The sequence below is a fragment of the Cupriavidus sp. 05N38 genome (genome assembly GCF_056397345.1).
In genome coordinates this window covers 14,866-32,686 of record NZ_JBFTNF010000098.1, presented here as the reverse complement: position 1 = coordinate 32,686, position 17,821 = coordinate 14,866, and the positions used below count along the sequence as shown (strand labels likewise).

15 protein-coding genes are annotated in these 17,821 nt (G+C 65.3%); 14 read left to right on the top strand and 1 reads right to left on the bottom strand.

The window, feature by feature from the left end; genetic code table 11:
• The first annotated feature begins 215 nt into the window (after positions 1 to 215).
• From carA to AC1DK4_RS37840, 5 genes are all read left to right on the top strand, one after another.
• Positions 216 to 1,352: a glutamine-hydrolyzing carbamoyl-phosphate synthase small subunit gene (carA, locus tag AC1DK4_RS37860; protein ID WP_441618263.1), complete on the top strand. Its 1,137-nt coding sequence runs from the start codon at positions 216 to 218 to the stop codon at positions 1,350 to 1,352.
• Between the two features lie 46 nt (positions 1,353 to 1,398).
• A complete protein-coding gene (gene leuE, locus AC1DK4_RS37855) occupies positions 1,399 to 2,073 on the top strand; it encodes a leucine efflux protein LeuE (RefSeq protein ID WP_441618264.1) in 675 nt (224 codons plus the stop codon).
• A gap of 65 nt (positions 2,074 to 2,138) precedes the next feature.
• Positions 2,139 to 5,387 (top strand): carbamoyl-phosphate synthase large subunit, encoded by a 3,249-nt coding sequence (gene carB / locus AC1DK4_RS37850; protein ID WP_477132158.1) that lies wholly within the window; start codon positions 2,139 to 2,141, stop codon positions 5,385 to 5,387.
• 219 nt (positions 5,388 to 5,606) lie between these two features.
• Positions 5,607 to 6,083 carry a transcription elongation factor GreA gene (gene greA, locus AC1DK4_RS37845; RefSeq protein WP_441618268.1) on the top strand — a complete coding sequence of 159 codons (477 nt, stop codon included), beginning with the start codon at positions 5,607 to 5,609 and terminating at the stop codon, positions 6,081 to 6,083.
• Between the two features lie 18 nt (positions 6,084 to 6,101).
• Positions 6,102 to 6,605 (top strand): DUF4149 domain-containing protein, encoded by a 504-nt coding sequence (locus AC1DK4_RS37840; RefSeq protein ID WP_477132157.1) that lies wholly within the window; start codon positions 6,102 to 6,104, stop codon positions 6,603 to 6,605.
• 162 nt (positions 6,606 to 6,767) lie between these two features.
• Here AC1DK4_RS37840 and AC1DK4_RS37835 read toward each other — a convergent pair whose 3' ends face one another.
• Entirely contained in the window at positions 6,768 to 7,265 is a 498-nt protein-coding gene (locus AC1DK4_RS37835) for a YhbY family RNA-binding protein (RefSeq protein WP_441618272.1), read from the bottom strand.
• 254 nt (positions 7,266 to 7,519) lie between these two features.
• Between AC1DK4_RS37835 and AC1DK4_RS37830 the strand changes: the two genes are divergently transcribed.
• The 9 genes from AC1DK4_RS37830 to phoU all read left to right on the top strand — a co-directional run bounded on the left by AC1DK4_RS37830 (position 7,520) and on the right by phoU (position 17,806).
• Positions 7,520 to 8,185: an RlmE family RNA methyltransferase gene (locus AC1DK4_RS37830; RefSeq protein WP_441618274.1), complete on the top strand. Its 666-nt coding sequence runs from the start codon at positions 7,520 to 7,522 to the stop codon at positions 8,183 to 8,185.
• Positions 8,186 to 8,314: 129 nt separating this feature from the next.
• Positions 8,315 to 10,198 (top strand): ATP-dependent zinc metalloprotease FtsH, encoded by a 1,884-nt coding sequence (gene ftsH / locus AC1DK4_RS37825; protein ID WP_477132156.1) that lies wholly within the window; start codon positions 8,315 to 8,317, stop codon positions 10,196 to 10,198.
• A 219-nt stretch (positions 10,199 to 10,417) separates the two neighbouring features.
• Positions 10,418 to 11,224 carry a dihydropteroate synthase gene (folP, locus tag AC1DK4_RS37820; RefSeq protein ID WP_441618393.1) on the top strand — a complete coding sequence of 269 codons (807 nt, stop codon included), beginning with the start codon at positions 10,418 to 10,420 and terminating at the stop codon, positions 11,222 to 11,224.
• Between the two features lie 43 nt (positions 11,225 to 11,267).
• Positions 11,268 to 12,614, top strand: a complete 1,347-nt coding sequence (gene glmM, locus AC1DK4_RS37815; RefSeq protein WP_441618277.1) for a phosphoglucosamine mutase — start codon at positions 11,268 to 11,270, stop codon at positions 12,612 to 12,614.
• 371 nt (positions 12,615 to 12,985) lie between these two features.
• Positions 12,986 to 14,020, top strand: a complete 1,035-nt coding sequence (pstS, locus tag AC1DK4_RS37810) for a phosphate ABC transporter substrate-binding protein PstS (protein WP_441618279.1) — start codon at positions 12,986 to 12,988, stop codon at positions 14,018 to 14,020.
• A 231-nt stretch (positions 14,021 to 14,251) separates the two neighbouring features.
• On the top strand, positions 14,252 to 15,217 hold the full coding sequence (pstC, locus tag AC1DK4_RS37805; protein WP_441618281.1) for a phosphate ABC transporter permease PstC: 966 nt from the start codon (positions 14,252 to 14,254) through the stop codon (positions 15,215 to 15,217).
• A gap of 11 nt (positions 15,218 to 15,228) precedes the next feature.
• A complete protein-coding gene (gene pstA / locus AC1DK4_RS37800) occupies positions 15,229 to 16,116 on the top strand; it encodes a phosphate ABC transporter permease PstA (RefSeq protein ID WP_441618283.1) in 888 nt (295 codons plus the stop codon).
• Positions 16,117 to 16,212: 96 nt separating this feature from the next.
• Positions 16,213 to 17,001 (top strand): phosphate ABC transporter ATP-binding protein PstB, encoded by a 789-nt coding sequence (gene pstB / locus AC1DK4_RS37795; RefSeq protein ID WP_441618285.1) that lies wholly within the window; start codon positions 16,213 to 16,215, stop codon positions 16,999 to 17,001.
• A gap of 100 nt (positions 17,002 to 17,101) precedes the next feature.
• Positions 17,102 to 17,806: a phosphate signaling complex protein PhoU gene (phoU, locus tag AC1DK4_RS37790; protein WP_441618287.1), complete on the top strand. Its 705-nt coding sequence runs from the start codon at positions 17,102 to 17,104 to the stop codon at positions 17,804 to 17,806.
• Positions 17,807 to 17,821 lie beyond the last annotated feature (15 nt).

Below are 17,821 nucleotides of genomic sequence, written 5' to 3'. Positions count from 1 at the left end.
GAACCCCATCACCCTAGCGCCTACCGAATTCCACCTTCCGCCGCCCCCATTTCGCCCTGGCTCCGCCGCATGATTCTGTGTGGCGTTTCGAGCGCCTGGCGAACGGTCCGGGTGGCAGGCATCGCGCCCAGCGCCATGCCTGCCACCACGCCGGACAACGGGGCACGAGGCGTTGAGCTGGTCGGTCACGGGGTGAATCCAGCAGGAGCCTACCCGTGTTACCGTCTTTTCCGTCCGCCATTCTCGCGCTTGCAGACGGCACGGTCTTTCGTGGCTATTCCATCGGCGCTTCCGGTCATACCATTGGCGAAGTGGTGTTCAACACCGCCATCACCGGTTACCAGGAAATCCTTACCGACCCGAGCTATTCGCGGCAAATCGTCACGCTGACGTATCCGCATATCGGCAATTACGGCGTCAATACCGAGGATGTCGAAGCAACGAAAGTCCATGCCGCCGGCCTGATCATCAAGGATCTGCCGATTCTGGCCTCCAGCTTCCGCAAGGAGCACACGCTCGCGCACTACCTGAAGCAGGAAAAGGTCGTCGCGATCGCCGGCATCGATACCCGCAAGCTGACCCGCATCCTGCGCGAGAARGGCGCGCAGAACGGCTGCATCCTGGCCGGCGAGGACAATGTGCAGAAAGCCATCGACCTGGCCCGCTCGTTCCCCGGCCTGGCCGGCATGGACCTGGCCAAGGTGGTGTCGGTCAAGGAGCCGTTCGAGTGGACCCAGTCCGAGTGGAAGCTCGGCGAAGGCTACGGCAAGCAGGACAAGCCGCAGTTCCACGTGGTCGCCTATGACTACGGCGTCAAGTTCAATATCCTGCGCATGCTGGCCCAGCGCGGCTGCAAGGTGACCGTGCTGCCGGCGCAGGCCAGCGCCGCGGACGCCCTCGCGCTCAATCCGGACGGCATCTTCCTGTCCAACGGCCCCGGCGACCCGGAACCGTGCGACTACGCCGTCGCCGCCACGCGCGAGTTCATCGCGCGCGGCATCCCCACCTTCGGCATCTGCCTGGGCCACCAGATCATGGCCCTGGCCGTGGGCGCGAAGACGCTCAAGATGAAGTTCGGCCACCACGGCGCCAACCACCCGGTCAAGGACCTGGACGACGGCCGCGTGGTGATCACTTCGCAGAACCACGGCTTTGCCGTGGACGCCGCCACGCTGCCGGCCAACGTGCGCACCACGCACGTGTCGCTGTTCGACGGTTCGCTGCAGGGCTTCGCGCTGACCGACAAGCCGGCTTTCTGCTTCCAGGGCCACCCGGAAGCCTCGCCCGGTCCGAACGACGTGGCTTACCTGTTCGACCGCTTCACCAAGATGATGGCGGACGCACGCAAGTAAGCGCACCGCGCCCCGAAGAAGAAACGAAGACAGTCAGGACGATCCCATGAACGCCTTCATGCACGCAACGCTCGGCATCACCGATTTCTGGACCTTTGTGCTCGGCACGATCTTCATCGTGCTGCTGCCGGGGCCGAATTCGATGTACGTGCTGTCGATCGCCGCCCAGCGCGGCGTGCGCGAAGGCTACAAGGGCGCCTGTGGCGTATTCCTGGGCGATGCCATCCTGATGGTGCTGTCGGCGGCGGGCGTGGCCTCGCTGCTGAAGGCCAGCCCGGCCTTGTTCTACGCGGTGAAGTATGTCGGCGCGGCCTACCTGGGCTGGATCGGCTTCCAGATGCTGCGCGGCGCGCTGCGCAGCTGGTCGGCGCGCGGTAGCGTGGCAGGGGTGCCCGCAGCCGCGCCGGCCGACCGTGTCGCCAGCCCGTTCCGCAAGGCCTTGGTGGTGAGCCTGCTCAACCCCAAGGCCATCCTGTTCTTCATCTCCTTCTTCATCCAGTTCGTCGATCCGCAGTTCGGCCAGCCGGCGCTGTCGTTCGCCGTGCTGGGGCTGGTTTGCCAGGTGTTCAGCTTCGCCTACCTCACCGCGCTCATCCTTGCGGGCGCCAGGCTGGCCGAGATGTTCCGCCGGCGCCGGCGCTTGTCGGCCGGCATGGCCAGCGGCGTGGGCGCCATGTTCATCGGCTTCGGCGCCAAGCTGGCGACAGCCACCCTGAACTGATTCGAATCCTGATATCCGGTGCGGTGCGCGCGAATGCGCGGGCCGGCCAACAAAGAGAGCGTGCAATGCCAAAGCGCACAGACATTAAGAGCATCCTGATCATCGGCGCCGGCCCCATCATCATCGGGCAGGCGTGCGAGTTCGACTATTCCGGCGCCCAGGCCTGCAAGGCGCTGCGCGAGGAAGGCTTCAAGGTCATCCTGGTCAACTCCAATCCGGCCACGATCATGACCGACCCGAATACGGCCGACGTGACCTACATCGAGCCGATTACCTGGGAAGTGGTCGAGCGCATCATCGAGAAAGAACGCCCGGACGCCATCCTGCCGACCATGGGCGGCCAGACCGCGCTGAACTGCGCGCTGGACCTGCATCGCCACGGCGTGCTGGACAAGTACAAGGTGGAACTGATCGGCGCGTCGCCCGAAGCCATCGACAAGGCCGAGGACCGCCAGAAGTTCAAGGAAGCGATGACCAAGATCGGGCTGGGCTCGGCCAAGTCCGGCATCGCCCACTCGATGGAAGAAGCGCTGGCGGTGCAGTCGCAGATTGCCAAGGAAACCGACACCGGCGGCTACCCGATCGTGATCCGCCCGTCGTTCACGCTGGGCGGCTCCGGCGGCGGCATCGCCTACAACCGCGAAGAGTTCGAGGAAATCTGCAAGCGCGGCCTGGATCTCTCGCCGACCCGCGAGCTGCTGATCGAAGAATCGCTGCTGGGCTGGAAAGAGTATGAGATGGAAGTGGTCCGCGACAAGGCGGACAACTGCATCATCATCTGCTCGATCGAGAACCTGGACCCGATGGGCATCCACACCGGCGACTCGATCACCGTGGCCCCGGCGCAGACCCTGACCGACAAGGAATACCAGATCCTGCGCAACGCCTCGCTGGCCGTGCTGCGCGAGATCGGCGTGGACACCGGCGGCTCCAACGTGCAGTTCTCGATCAACCCGGCCGACGGCCGCATGATCGTGATCGAGATGAACCCGCGCGTGTCGCGTTCGTCGGCGCTGGCCTCCAAGGCCACCGGCTTCCCGATCGCCAAGGTCGCCGCCAAGCTGGCGGTGGGCTACACGCTGGACGAGCTGAAGAACGAGATCACCGGCGGCCAGACCCCGGCGTCGTTCGAGCCGTCGATCGACTACGTGGTCACCAAGGTGCCGCGTTTCGCCTTCGAGAAATTCCCTCAGGCCGACAGCCACCTCACCACGCAGATGAAGTCGGTGGGCGAGGTGATGGCCATGGGCCGCACCTTCCAGGAATCGTTCCAGAAGGCGCTGCGCGGCCTGGAAGTGGGCGTGGACGGCCTGGACGACAAGTCCACCGACCGCGACGAGATCGTCGAGGAAATCGGCGAGGCCGGCCCGGACCGCATCTGGTACGTGGGCGACGCCTTCCGCATCGGCATGTCGCTGGAAGAAGTGCACGCCGAGACCTCCATCGACCCGTGGTTCCTGGCCCAGATCGAAGACATCGTCAGGACCGAGACCCTGGTCAAGGCGCGCAAGCTCGATAGCCTGTCGGCGGTCGAGTTGCGCCACCTGAAGCAGAAGGGCTTCTCCGATCGCCGCCTGGCCAAGCTGCTCGGCGCCAAGCCGGCCGAAGTGCGCGCCGCGCGCCACGCCGCCGGCGTGCGCCCGGTCTACAAGCGCGTGGATACCTGCGCGGCCGAGTTCGCCACCAACACCGCATACATGTACGGCACCTACGAGGCCGAGCATGGCGAGTGCGAGGCGCAGCCGACCAACAACAAGAAGATCATGGTGCTGGGTGGCGGCCCGAACCGGATCGGCCAGGGCATCGAGTTCGACTACTGCTGCGTGCACGCCGCGCTGGCGMTGCGCGARGACGGSTACGAGACCATYATGGTYAACTGCAAYCCGGAAACSGTRTCKACSGAYTACGACACCWCSGACCGCCTGTACTTCGAGCCGCTSACGCTGGAAGACGTGCTGGAAGTCGTCGACAAGGAAAAGCCGGTCGGCGTGATCGTGCAGTACGGCGGCCAGACCCCGCTGAAGCTGGCGCTGGACCTGGAAGCCAACGGCGTGCCCATCATCGGCACCAGCCCCGACATGATCGACGCGGCCGAAGACCGCGAGCGCTTCCAGAAGCTGCTGCAGGCACTCGGCCTGCGCCAGCCGCCCAACCGCACCGCGCGTGCCGAGGACGAAGCGCTGCGCCTGGCCGAGGAAATCGGCTACCCGCTGGTGGTGCGCCCGTCCTACGTGCTGGGCGGCCGCGCCATGGAAATCGTGCATGAGCCGCGCGACCTCGAGCGCTACATGCGCGAGGCCGTCAAGGTCTCGCACGACTCCCCGGTGCTGCTGGACCGCTTCCTCAACGACGCCATCGAGTGCGACGTCGACGCCCTGAGCGACGGCCAGCGCGTGTTCATCGGCGGCGTGATGGAACACATCGAGCAGGCCGGCGTGCACTCGGGCGATTCGGCCTGCTCGCTGCCGCCGTACTCGCTGGCCCAGGCCACCGTGGACGAGCTCAAGCGCCAGACCGCCGCGATGGCGAAGGCCCTCAACGTGATCGGCCTGATGAACGTGCAGTTCGCCATCCAGCAGACCAACGGCGAAGACGTGGTCTACGTGCTGGAAGTGAATCCGCGTGCCTCGCGCACGGTGCCGTACGTGTCCAAGGCCACCGGCCTGTCGCTGGCGAAGATCGCCGCGCGCTGCATGGCCGGCCAGTCGCTGGACTCGCAGGGTATCCATGATGAAGTGGTGCCGCCGTACTTCAGCGTCAAGGAAGCGGTGTTCCCGTTCAACAAGTTCCCCGGCGTGGACCCGGTGCTCGGACCCGAGATGCGTTCCACCGGCGAAGTGATGGGCGTGGGCAAGACCTTCGGCGAGGCGCTCTTCAAGAGCCAGCTCGCCGCCGGTTCGCGCCTGCCGGAGAAGGGCACCGTGCTGCTGACCGTGAAGGACAGCGACAAGCCGCACGCCGTGAGCGTGGCGCGCATGCTGCACGACATGGGCTACCCCCTGGTGGCCACGCGCGGCACCGCCTCGGCGATCGAAGCGGCCGGCATTCCGGTGCGCGTGGTCAACAAGGTGAAGGACGGTCGTCCGCACATCGTCGACATGATCAAGAACGGCGAACTGGCGCTGGTGTTCACCACCGTGGACGAAACCCGCACCGCCATCGCCGACTCGCGCTCGATCCGTATCTCGGCCCTGGCCAACCGGGTGCCGTACTACACCACCATGGCCGGCGCGCGCGCCGCGGTGGAGGGTCTCAAGCACATGCAGCGCCTGGAGGTCTATGACCTGCAAGGCCTGCACGCCTCGCTGGCCTGATCGTCGGGCCTTCCGGCCCTTCCGGTTGCCCGGCTGCCTGGCCGCCCGCAGTTGCTGCGGGCGGCCGTCTTGGCCTAAACTACGGCAATCTGGTCGGTCAGACCGACGAACCACTCTGAGAACAACCTGAAAAGCCGCGGTTGAGCGGAAGTGCCCGGGCATATGGCCGGGGCATGGTTCCCGCTCCGCTGCGGCTCATTTTTTTGCAGAACGAAAGACATGAGCACGATTCCGATTACCAAGCGTGGCGCTGAATTGCTGAAAGAGGAGCTGCAGCGCCTGAAGGCGGTCGAGCGTCCCGCCGTGATCAACGCCATTTCCGAAGCGCGTGCGCAAGGCGACCTCTCGGAGAACGCGGAATACGACGCCGCCAAGGAAAAGCAGGCCTTTATCGAAGGCCGCATCCTGGAAGTGGAGTCCAAGCTGTCGGCTGCCCAGGTCATCGACCCGACCCAGCTCGACACCGACGGCCGCATCGTGTTCGGCGCCACTGTGGACCTCGAAGACCTGGAGTCCGGCAAGCCGGTGAGCTACCAGATCGTCGGCGACGACGAGGCCGACCTCGACAGTGGCAAGATCTCGGTCAGCTCGCCCATCGCGCGCGCCCTGATCGGCAAGTTCGAAGGCGACGTGGCGATCGTGCTGGCCCCTGGCGGCGAGCGCGAGTACGAAGTCATCACGGTTCGCTATATCTGAACGACTGAACGAGGCTTCGTGTTCTCTTCCTCCTATTCCAGCCTGCCGCCGCTGCCGCACCGGATTTTCCTCCTGCTCACCGTGGTGTGGGCCGGCAGCCTGTGGACCGTGGGCTACATGGTGGCCCCSACGCTGTTTTCSGTGCTGCCCAGCCGCGAAACSGCCGGCMTGATCGCSGGCCASCTGTTCAGGACCGAGGCCATTCTGGGTGTGGTGGTGGGGGTGCTGCAGCTGGCGCTGTGCAACCTGATGATCCGCCGCGGCGCGGGCCGCTACCGTGGCCTGCGCTGGCTGGTGCTGGGCATGCTGCTATGCGTGCTCGCCGGCTATTTCGGCATCCAGCCTTTCATGGAAAACCTGAAGGACAAGGCATCCGCGCTCGGCGTGGGTGTGTCGGAATCGCCGTACAAAGGCCAGTTCGGCATGCTGCATGGCGTGTCGAGCGTGATCTACCTGGTGCAGAGCCTGCTTGCGCTGGTCATGGTGTGGCGCGCGGCCGCGCCGCGCTCCGCGGGCGAATAAGCCCGGGCATGGCCGGGGCCGGGCCAAGACCTGGCCAGGCTGGAGGAAACGGGGTGCGGGCAGGGGGTGCGGGCGGAATGTTCAGGTCCGCGGCCTGGGTCCGCGGCGGGCAGCAATGCCCCGCCGCTGCCGGACCGGCGCGCGGGCGCGCCGGGCGGGTGCTCAGTCGAGCGCCTTCTTCTTCTGGCTGGTCGGGCGCACGCGAGCGCGCTTGACGTTGCCGCCGGCGGTCACGCGTTCATTGCCCAGCACCGTCACTTGCGAGCGCTTGGGGCGGCGATTGGGTGCGGCGCTAGGCTTCCTGACGGTCACGGTGCGCGGCGCGGCGCCTCCGCGGGGTGCCAGCCGGCCAAGTTCCTGCGGGCGGTTTTCCTTGAGGGTGGCCGGGCCGGGGCGCCATACCACCAGCAGCTTGCCGATGTGCTGGATCGGGGCCGCGTCGAGATCCTCGCAAATGGCTTCGTAGATGGCGAGGCGGTTCTCGCGGTCGTCGCCGAACACGCGGATCTTGATCAGGTCGTGCGAGGCCAGGCTGCGGTCGATTTCCGCCAGGACGGCACGCGTCAGGCCGTCCGCACCGATCATCACGACCGGATTGAGGCCATGGGCGCGGGAGCGGAGTTCGGAGCGCTGGGCTGGAATGAGTTGAAGAGCGGGCATAAGTAAAGCGCAGGCGAGGGCGCAAATTGGCGCAAACGGGCGCGCAGCCAGGTGCGCAAAGCAGGGCACCGAAGTGCCGAAAAAGCGAATCGGCGCGTATTATCCGTCAAACTGGCGCGGTCGGGCTGCAAAATCATCAAAACGAGTGAAAAACGCCTGTCGGGCACCGGGTTGACCGGCCGCTGGCAAGCTTTTCCGATCAGGCGTCATGCGCTACAGGCGCTTTACGCAAGTCTCAGGCAAGTTTCAGGCAAATGGCCAAGAACAAATTCAACCAGTCGTGGCTGCACGACCATATCAACGATCCCTACGTGAAGATGGCGCAGCGCGAGGGCTACCGTGCCCGCGCAGCGTACAAGCTCAAGGAGATCGACGAGCAGGACAAGCTGATCCGGCCCGGCCAGGTCATCGTCGACCTCGGCGCCGCGCCGGGCAGCTGGAGCCAGTACGCGCGCAACAAGCTGGCGGCCTCGCCGCGCGTCAAGGACGGCGGCATCGACGGCGCCGTGGTGGCAATCGATATCCTGCCGATGGAGGCGGTCGCCGACGTCACTTTCATCCAGGGCGACTTCCGCGAAGAGCCGGTCTTCCGACAATTGGAAGAAATCGTGCTGGCAGCCTCCGGCGGGGCGAAAATCGACCTTGTTTTGTCCGATATGGCCCCCAATCTGTCGGGTGTGGCCTTCGCGGATGCCGCGCGCATCGAGTACCTGTGCGAGCTCGCGCTGGAATTTGCCCAGGCCCATTTGAAGCCCGAAGGCTCATTGCTGGTAAAGTGTTTCCATGGCAGCGGGTATAGCCAGATCGTGGAGAAGTTCAAGCGCCAGTTCAAGGTGGTCGCCAAACGCAAGCCCAAGGCGTCGCGCGACAAGTCTTCCGAGACCTTCATACTTGGGCGTTACCTCAAGTCGGCGGAATGAGGCGGGAAGGTGGGGCGGGCCCGTAAAGCGGGCCTATCGCTTCGATGAGTTTGCTTTTTCCCCCGACACCGGGCGCTGCATTACAATGCAGCTATCCCGTTGGCAAGGCGTTCGTAAAGGAGTTTGGCCTTGAATAACAACCTGTTTCAAAAGGCGGCAATCTGGCTCGTGATCGCGCTGGTGTTGTTTACCGTCTTCAAGCAGTTCGACAAGCCCCGCGCGCAGGAAGGCGTCACCTATTCGCAGTTCATGGATGATGCCAAGAACGGCAAGGTGGGCCGCGTCGACGTGCAAGGCCGTAATCTGGTGGTCACGCCCAAGGAAGGGCAGAAGTACACCATCATCTCGCCGGGCGACATCTGGATGGTCGGCGACCTGATGAAGTACGGTGTCCAGGTGACCGGCAAGGCCGACGACGAACCCAACGTGCTGGTGCAGGCCCTGTACTACCTCGGGCCGACCCTGCTGATCATCGTGTTCTGGTTCTACATGATGCGGCAGATGCAGGGCGGCGGCAAAGGCGGCGCCTTCTCCTTCGGCAAATCGCGTGCGCGCCTGATCGACGAAAACCAGAACGCGGTCACTTTCCAGGACGTCGCCGGCTGCGACGAATCCAAGGAAGAAGTGGTCGAGCTGGTGGACTTCCTCAAGGATCCCCAGAAATTCCAGAAGCTGGGCGGGCGCATCCCGCGCGGCGTGCTGCTGGTCGGCCCTCCGGGCACCGGCAAGACGCTGCTGGCGCGCGCCATCGCCGGCGAGGCCAAGGTGCCGTTCTTCAGCATCTCCGGTTCGGACTTCGTTGAAATGTTCGTCGGCGTGGGCGCGGCCCGCGTGCGCGACATGTTCGAGAACGCCAAGAAGCAGGCACCCTGCATCGTGTTCATCGATGAAATCGACGCGGTCGGCCGTCATCGCGGCGCCGGCATGGGCGGCGGCAACGACGAGCGCGAGCAGACTCTCAACCAGATGCTGGTCGAGATGGACGGCTTCGAGGCCAACTCCGGCGTGATCGTGATCGCCGCGACCAACCGTTCCGACGTGCTGGACAAGGCGCTGCTGCGTCCGGGCCGTTTCGACCGCCAGGTCTACGTTGGCCTGCCGGACATCCGCGGCCGCGAGCAGATCCTCAAGGTCCATATGCGCAAGGTGCCGATCGGCAACGACGTCGACGCGTCGGTGATCGCGCGCGGCACGCCGGGCTTCTCGGGCGCCGACCTGGCCAACCTGGTCAACGAGGCCGCGCTGTTTGCCGCACGCCGCAGCAAGCGCGTGGTCGACATGCAGGACTTCGAGGACGCCAAGGACAAGATCTACATGGGTCCGGAGCGCAAGTCCACGGTCATGCGCGAGGAAGAACGTCGCGCGACGGCGTACCACGAGTCTGGCCATGCGGTGGTGGCGAAGCTGCTGCCCAAGGCGGATCCGGTGCACAAGGTCACCATCATGCCGCGCGGCTGGGCGCTGGGCGTGACCTGGCAGCTGCCGGAGCATGACAAGTACTCGAAGTACAAGGACAACATGCTCGACGAGATCGCCATCCTGTTTGGCGGCCGCGCGGCGGAAGAGGTTTTCCTCAACGCCATGAGCACCGGTGCTTCCAACGACTTCGAGCGCGCCACCAAGACCGCGCGCGACATGGTCACCCGCTTCGGCATGAGCGATACGCTGGGCACGATGGTCTACGTGGATACCGAGCAGGACGGCATGTTCGGCAAGATGTCCTCGAAGACCGTGTCGGAAGCCACGCAGCAGAAGGTCGRTTCGGAGATCCGCCGCATCGTCGATGACCAGTACGCGCTGGCCAAGCGCCTGCTCGAAGAGAACCGCGACAAGGTCGAAGCCATGACGACCGCGCTGATGGAGTGGGAAACCATCGACGCCGACCAGGTCAACGACATCATGGCGGGCAAGCCGCCGCGCCCGCCGCGCGGTGCGTCCGGCCAGAACGGTGGTGGTAACACCCCGTCGGGCGGTTCGCCGGTGGCTCCTGCCACCACGCCTGCCACGGCCTGAACGGCCGGCTCGCCAGCAACGGGCGCGGTCTTTTGCCCTGCTGCCTACCGAGCCTGAAGCCGGCGCCCTGTGCGCCGGCTTTTTCATTGCTGCGGCGATGCCGCGGCTGGTCCCGCTTCCCTGGTGTTTCCTGGTTTTCCTATCTTGTCGTCGATCTCCGCTGATTCGTATTTCCAGTGCGGGCGCTACCGCTTCGCGCTCGACCGTCGCCCGCTGGTAATGGGCATCCTCAACGTCACGCCCGACTCGTTCTCCGATGGCGGCCAGCATGCCGGGCGCGACGCGGCGCTGCGCCATGCCGAGCGCATGATCGCCGAGGGCGTGGACATCATCGATATCGGCGGCGAATCAAGCCGGCCCGGCTCGGCTGCATTGCCGCTGGACCAGGAGCTCGAGCGCGTGCTGCCGATGGTGGAGGCGCTGCGCGATTGCGGCCGGCCTTTGTCGATCGACACCTACAAGCCTGAAGTCATGCGTGCCGCGCTGGCCGCGGGCGCGGACCTGATCAACGATATCTGGGGCTTTCGCATGCCGGGCGCGCTCGAGGCCGTCAGCGAAGCGGCGGCCGGGCAGGCCGGGCTGTGTGTCATGCATATGCAACGCGACCCGCAGACCATGCAGGAACAGCCCCGCTACGACGACGTGGTCCGCGAGGTGACGGATTTCCTGGGCGAGCGGGTGGGCGCGCTGCGCGCCGCCGGCGTCGACGACGCCCGTATCACCCTCGATCCGGGCTTTGGCTTCGGCAAGACGCCGGATCATAATCTGCAGTTGCTGGGCCGGCTGCGGCAAGTGGCGGTAGAGGGGCTGCCGTTGCTGGTAGGCTTGTCGCGCAAGTCGACGCTGGGCGCCATCCTGGGCGGCCGGCCGCCGCAGCAGCGTGTCGCCGCCAGCCTGGCCGCGGCGGTCTGTGCGGTGGAGCGCGGTGCATATATCGTGCGCGTGCACGATGTGGAGCAAACCGTCGACGCCCTCAAGACATGGTGGGCGATCCGGCATGAATCGCTTTGCGCGGATGCCAGCTAGTACAAGTCGGCATCGCAAGACAGAACAACGGGAGAAAGAGCTTATGACACGCAAGTATTTCGGCACGGACGGCGTGCGCGGCAGGGTCGGCGAGGCGCCCATCACGCCCGATTTCGTGATGCGCCTGGGCTATGCGGCCGGCATGGTGCTGGCCCACGGGGCCCGGCAGCAGGAGCAGAGCCGTCCGACCGTCCTGATCGGCAAGGACACGCGCATTTCCGGCTATATGCTGGAAGCGGCGCTGGAAGCCGGCTTTACCTCGGCCGGGGTCAACGTGCTGCTGACCGGCCCGCTGCCCACGCCTGGCGTGGCCTATCTGACGCGCGCGCTGCGCCTGTCGGCCGGCGTGGTGATCTCGGCCAGCCACAATCCCTACTACGACAACGGCATCAAGTTCTTCTCCGCCGATGGCGACAAGCTGCCCGATGCGGTGGAGCAGGCCATCGAGGATGCGCTGGAAGAGCCGATGGTGTGCGTGCGCTCCGACGACCTCGGCCGCGCCCGCCGCATCGAGGATGCCGCCGGCCGCTATATCGAGTTCTGCAAGAGCACGTTCCCCTACGAGCAGGACCTGCACAAGCTCAAGCTGGTGGTGGATTGTGCCCATGGCGCCGCCTACCACATCGCGCCGCACGTCTTCCATGAACTGGGCGCGGACGTGGTCTCGATCGGCAACCAGCCCGACGGGCGCAACATCAATGCCGGCTACGGCGCTACCGCCCCCCAGAAGCTGATCGAGGCGGTCAAGGCCAACGGCGCGGATCTTGGCCTGGCCTTCGACGGCGATGCCGACCGCCTGCAGGTGGTGGACCGCGACGGCCGACTGTTCAACGGGGACGAACTGCTCTATCTGATGGTGCAGGACCGCCTGCGAGCCGGCCAGAAGGTGGAAGGCGCGGTCGGCACGCTCATGACCAATATGGCGGTCGAACTGGCCCTCAAGCGCCAGGGGGTGGAGTTCGTGCGGGCCAAGGTGGGCGACCGCTACGTGCTGGAAGAGCTGAACAAGCGCAAGTGGGTGCTGGGCGGCGAAGGCTCCGGCCACCTGCTGTGCCTGGACCGGCACACCACCGGCGACGGCATCGTCTCCGCCCTGCAGGTGCTCGCAGCGCTGCGCCGCAGCGGCAAGACCCTGGCGCAGTTGCTGGAGGGCGTTTCGCTGTTCCCGCAGACGCTGATCAATGTGCGCGTGGAGAAGGGCTTCGACTGGCAGTCCCACGCCGGCCTGAGCGCCGCGCGCGCCGCCATCGAGCCCCAGCTCGAGGGCAAGGGCCGCGTGCTGATCCGTGCTTCGGGAACCGAGCCGGTGGTGCGCGTGATGGTCGAGGCCGAGCAGGTCGAGACCGCGGAGCGGGCAGCGCAGACGCTTGCGGATTCGCTGCGCGCCTGACGGCGAGGGCAGCCAGCGCTGCGGAACTGCCGGGCGTTTGCCGGAGCAGGCAGGGCGTTAGCTGAATCGGGTGATTGGTGACGAGGCCGGGTGAGAACCCGGCCTTTGTTGTTTCCGGGGTCGCAATTAACGGCCGGGAAGGCGCGCCGATGCTGCCCGGCACCCAGGTTCCTCCGCCGGCAAGATTGCGCACTTCTTGTGATTCGTGATGCTCTCCTGGGCGGCGTTCGTCGTCCTCCCCGCGCCATCGCCAGGAGACTTGCGGCCGACTTGCAAGAAGATTTCGTGATGTCATGGAATTGTCACAGACGGGGCATACAGTTCGACGTGTCAAAAAATTGTCATTCCCCAACCATGTCTCTGGAGGACATATGAAGCTGGTCAAGACTGCCGTAGCAGGCATCGTGTCGTTGGTGGTGGCGGGCACTGCGTTCGCGGCGGAAATTACCGGTGCTGGCGCTTCCTTCCCGGCGCCCGTGTATTCCAAGTGGGCCGATGCATACCAAAAGGCAACGGGTAACAAGGTCAACTATCAATCCATCGGCTCGTCCGGCGGCATCAAGCAGATCGGCGCCAAGACCGTCGACTTCGGTGCTTCGGACGCGCCCCTGAAGGACGAGGAACTGGTCAAGCAAGGCCTGGTGCAGTTCCCGACGGTGATCGGCGGCGTGGTGCCGGTGATCAACCTGCAAGGCATCAAGCCGGGCGAACTGACCATCACCGGCGAAGTGCTGGCCAACATCTATCTGGGCAAGATCAAGAAGTGGGACGACGCCGCCATCAAGGCGCTGAACCCGCACGCCAAGCTGCCGAACCAGGACATCCTGCCGGTGCGCCGCGCCGACGGTTCGGGCACCACCTTCATCTTCACCAACTATCTGACCAAGGTCAGCCCGGACTGGAAGAATTCGGTCGGCGAAGGCACCACCGTCAACTGGCCGGGTGGTGGCACGGGCGGCAAGGGCAATGAAGGCGTGGCCGCCTTCGTGCAGCGGCTGAACGGCGCCATCGGCTATGTCGAGTACGCCTACGCCAAGCAGAACAAGATGACCCACCTGAACATGAAGAATGCTTCGGGTGCGGTGGTGCAGCCGGGTGACGACGGCTTCAAGGCCGCCGCCGCGGGCGCAGACTGGACCAAGACCTACTACCAGATCCTGACCAACCAGCCGGGCAAGACCGCATGGCCGATCGCGGGCGCGACCTTCATCCTGGTGCACAAGAGCCAGGAAAAGGCAGCGCAGGGCGCCGAAGTGCTGAAGTTCTTCGACTGGGCCTACAAGAGCGGTGCCGGCATGGCCAGCGACCTGGACTACGTGCCGCTGCCGGAAAGCGTCGTGAACCAGATCCGTGCCACCTGGAAGACCTCGGTGAAGGACGGTTCGGGCAAGGCGCTGTACAACTGATGAAGGGCTGGGCGTGCGGGGGCGCCGGAAGGCACTGCCCCGGCACGGCCAGGCAGTACGGCAGCACCGCAGCACCGCATGACACGCAGTACAGCAGCATAGAAGTACCGAATACCCGATACGCGCATTCAGGGCACGGATCCTGGCAACCGCGACGCAGGGCAGGGCCTGCCGGCTGCGGCGGCGGGAGCAGCCGGCGACCCGCCACCTAAACGAACCCAATACCTCATCATGGCGACTACATCCGATCTATCCGCAGTACGGCCGCCCAGCCGTACCGGTGACATCCTGTTCGGTGGCCTGACGCGCGGCGCCGCCATCGTGACCTTGCTGCTGCTGGGCGGCATCATCGTGTCGCTCGCGATCAGCGCCTGGCCGTCCATCCAGACCTTCGGCCTGCGCTTCCTGTGGACCGCCGAGTGGGATCCACCCGCGGACGTCTACGGCGCGCTAGTGCCGATCTACGGCACCATCGTCACGTCGCTGATCGCCCTGATTATCGCGGTGCCCATCAGTTTCGGCATCGCACTGTTCCTCACCGAGCTGTCCCCGGCATGGTTGCGCCGCCCGCTCGGCACGGCCATCGAACTGCTGGCCGCAGTGCCGTCGATCGTCTACGGCATGTGGGGCCTGCTGGTGTTCGCGCCGATCTTCGGCGAGTACTTCCAGAAGCCGCTGGCCGCCACGGTCGGGCAACTGCCGCTGGTCGGCAAGCTGTTCCAGGGTGCGCCGCTGGGCATCGGCCTGCTGTGCGCCGGCGTGATCCTGGCCATCATGATCATTCCCTACATCGCGTCGGTGATGCGCGATGTCTTCGAGGTGACCCCGGTGCTGCTAAAGGAATCGGCCTACGGTGTCGGCTGCACCACATGGGAAGTGATGTGGCGCGTGGTGCTGCCCTACACCCGCGCCGGCGTGATCGGCGGCGTGATGCTCGGCCTTGGCCGCGCGCTGGGCGAAACCATGGCCGTCACCTTCGTGATCGGCAACACCAACCGGCTGGACAACCCCTCGCTGTTCTCGCCCGGCAACAGCATCACCTCGGCGCTGGCCAACGAGTTCGCCGAAGCCGGCGCGGGCCTGCACACGGCCGCGCTGATGGAGCTTGGCCTGATCCTGTTCTTCATCACTTTCGTGGTCCTCGCGCTGTCCAAGATCCTGCTGCTGCGCCTGGCCAAGAACGAGGGCGCGAAATGAGCCAAGCCACGATGTCTTCTACCTCCTCGACGATCCCGGCCGTGCGCCAGGATGCGGACGCGATGCGCGCGCGCCTGCAGGCGCGCCGCCGCCGCACCAATGTCTATGCCCTGACCGCGTCGCTGGGCGCCATGGGCTTCGGCCTGTTCTGGCTGGCGTGGATCCTCTGGACCACCGTCACGCTGGGCGTGGGCGGCCTGTCGATGGACCTGTTCACGCAGATGACGCCGGCGCCGAACACCGCCGGCGGCGGCCTGGTCAATGCCATCTACGGCAGCTTCGTGATGGTTGGCCTGGCGACGCTGTGCGGCACGCCGCTGGGTATCCTGGCCGGCATCTACCTGGCCGAGTACGGCAAGAAATCGCCCCTGGCCAGCTTCACCCGCTTTATCAACGACATCCTGCTGTCGGCACCGTCGATCGTGATCGGCCTGTTCGTCTACGCGCTGGTGGTGACCCGCATGGGCCATTTCTCAGGCTGGGCCGGCGTGTGCGCGCTGGCGCTGCTGCAGGTGCCGATCGTGGTGCGCACCACGGAAAACATGCTGAACCTGGTGCCCAACGCGCTGCGCGAGGCCGCCTTCGCGCTGGGCACGCCCAAGTGGAAGATGGTGCTGTCGATCACGGTGAAGTCGTCGTATGCGGGCATCGTCACGGGCGTGCTGCTGGCGGTGGCSCGYATCGCCGGCGAGACCGCGCCRCTGCTSTTCACGGCCYTGTCCAACCAGTTCTGGACCAGCGACCTGAACAAGCCGATGGCGAACCTGCCGGTGACGATCTTCCGCTTCGCCATGAGCCCGTTCGTGGAATGGCAGCAACTGGCGTGGGCCGGCGTGTTCCTGATCACCATCGGAGTGCTGGCGCTCAATATCGTGGCGCGCATGCTGTTCAAGAAATAAGCGCGAGAAGTCAGCGGCGGCCAATATCGCCCGTACTGCCCATAGCGCCAAATACGCCCGAACCGGCAACCTGAAAATTTCCTGCGAGAGACGAGCATGACCTCGACCGTCATCGACATTCCCGACACGACCCGCGCCAAGATCGACGTGCGCAACCTGAACTTCTTCTACGGCCAGTTCCACGCGCTGAAGAATGTGAACATGTCGATCCCCGAGCGCAAGGTGACGGCCTTCATCGGCCCGTCCGGCTGCGGCAAGTCGACCCTGCTGCGTACCTTCAACAAGATGTACGCGCTCTATCCGGAGCAACGCGCCGAGGGCGAGATCAACATGGACGGCGACAACCTGCTGACCGCCAAGCAGGACATCGCCCTGCTGCGCGCCAAGGTCGGCATGGTGTTCCAGAAGCCGACGCCGTTCCCCATGTCGATCTACGACAATATCGCTTTCGGCGTGCGCCTGTTCGAGAAGCTGTCGCGCTCGGAGATGGACGACCGCGTGGAGTGGGCGCTGTCCAAGGCCGCGCTGTGGAACGAAGTCAAGGACAAGCTCAACCAGTCGGGCTACGGCCTGTCGGGCGGCCAGCAGCAGCGCCTGTGCATCGCGCGCGGCATYGCCATCCGCCCCGAGGTGCTGCTGCTCGACGAGCCGTGCTCGGCGCTGGACCCGATCTCGACCGGGCGCATCGAAGAACTGATCGCCGAGCTGAAGGACGACTACACGGTGGTGATCGTCACGCACAATATGCAGCAGGCCGCGCGCTGCTCGGACTACACCGCCTACATGTACCTGGGCGAGCTGATCGAGTTCGGCGAGACGGAGAAGATCTTCATCAAGCCGCACCGCAAGGAAACGGAAGACTACATCACCGGCCGTTTCGGCTGATTGAGCGCGGCGCGCATAGCGCTTAGCATACGAGTAACGGCTCCAGCGGAATTTGCGCAAAATTTGCAGGATTTGCAAGATCAGCGGCCAGGAGAACAATATGTCTGACAAGCATCTGTCGACCCAATTCGACGCCGACCTCAACGCCATCAGCACGAAGCTGCTGCAGATGGGCGGGCTGGTCGAGTCGCAGATCGAGACCGCCATGCGGGCGCTTTCGGAATTCGACGCCGCCCTGGCGGACCAGGTGATGGCGCGCGAGCACCACCTCAACGCGCTGGAACTCGAGATCGACGCCGACTGTGGCAACATCATCGCGCGCCGCCAGCCCACCGCGCGCGACCTGCGCCTGGTGATGGCGATCTCCAAGACGATCACCAACCTCGAGCGCGCCGGCGACGAGGCGGAGAAGATCGCCAAGCGCACCAAGCACATCATGGAGGATGCCGGCGCGCACCAGATCAACTATTCCGAGGTGAAGCTCTCCGGCGATCTCGCCATCGCGCTGCTGCGCCAGGCGCTGGACGCGTTCGCGCGCCTGGACACCGTGGCCGCGGCCCGCATCGTCAAGGACGACAAGGCCATCGACGACGAATTCCGGGCCTTCGTGCGCAAGCTCATCACCTACATGATGGAAGACCCGCGTACCATCTCGGTCGCGCTGGACTTCCTCTTTATCGCCAAGGCGATCGAGCGTATCGGCGACCATGCCAAGAACATCGCCGAATTCATCATCTACATCGTCAAGGGAACCGACGTGCGCCACGCCTCGCGTGAGGACATGGAGCGCGAAGCGCTGAGTTAAACAGCGCCACTGCGG

What these genes read in the sequence shown, in the direction of transcription:
- greA (WP_441618268.1), top strand. Translation starts at nt 5,607, where the DNA reads ATGAGCACGATTCCGATTACCAAGCGTGGCGCTGAATTGCTGAAAGAG.
- leuE (WP_441618264.1), top strand. Translation starts at nt 1,399, where the DNA reads ATGAACGCCTTCATGCACGCAACGCTCGGCATCACCGATTTCTGGACC.
- AC1DK4_RS37835 (WP_441618272.1), bottom strand. Translation starts at nt 7,265, where the DNA reads ATGCCCGCTCTTCAACTCATTCCAGCCCAGCGCTCCGAACTCCGCTCC.
- pstS (WP_441618279.1), top strand. Translation starts at nt 12,986, where the DNA reads ATGAAGCTGGTCAAGACTGCCGTAGCAGGCATCGTGTCGTTGGTGGTG.
- folP (WP_441618393.1), top strand. Translation starts at nt 10,418, where the DNA reads ATGGGCATCCTCAACGTCACGCCCGACTCGTTCTCCGATGGCGGCCAG.
- AC1DK4_RS37830 (WP_441618274.1), top strand. Translation starts at nt 7,520, where the DNA reads ATGGCCAAGAACAAATTCAACCAGTCGTGGCTGCACGACCATATCAAC.
- glmM (WP_441618277.1), top strand. Translation starts at nt 11,268, where the DNA reads ATGACACGCAAGTATTTCGGCACGGACGGCGTGCGCGGCAGGGTCGGC.
- pstC (WP_441618281.1), top strand. Translation starts at nt 14,252, where the DNA reads ATGGCGACTACATCCGATCTATCCGCAGTACGGCCGCCCAGCCGTACC.
- phoU (WP_441618287.1), top strand. Translation starts at nt 17,102, where the DNA reads ATGTCTGACAAGCATCTGTCGACCCAATTCGACGCCGACCTCAACGCC.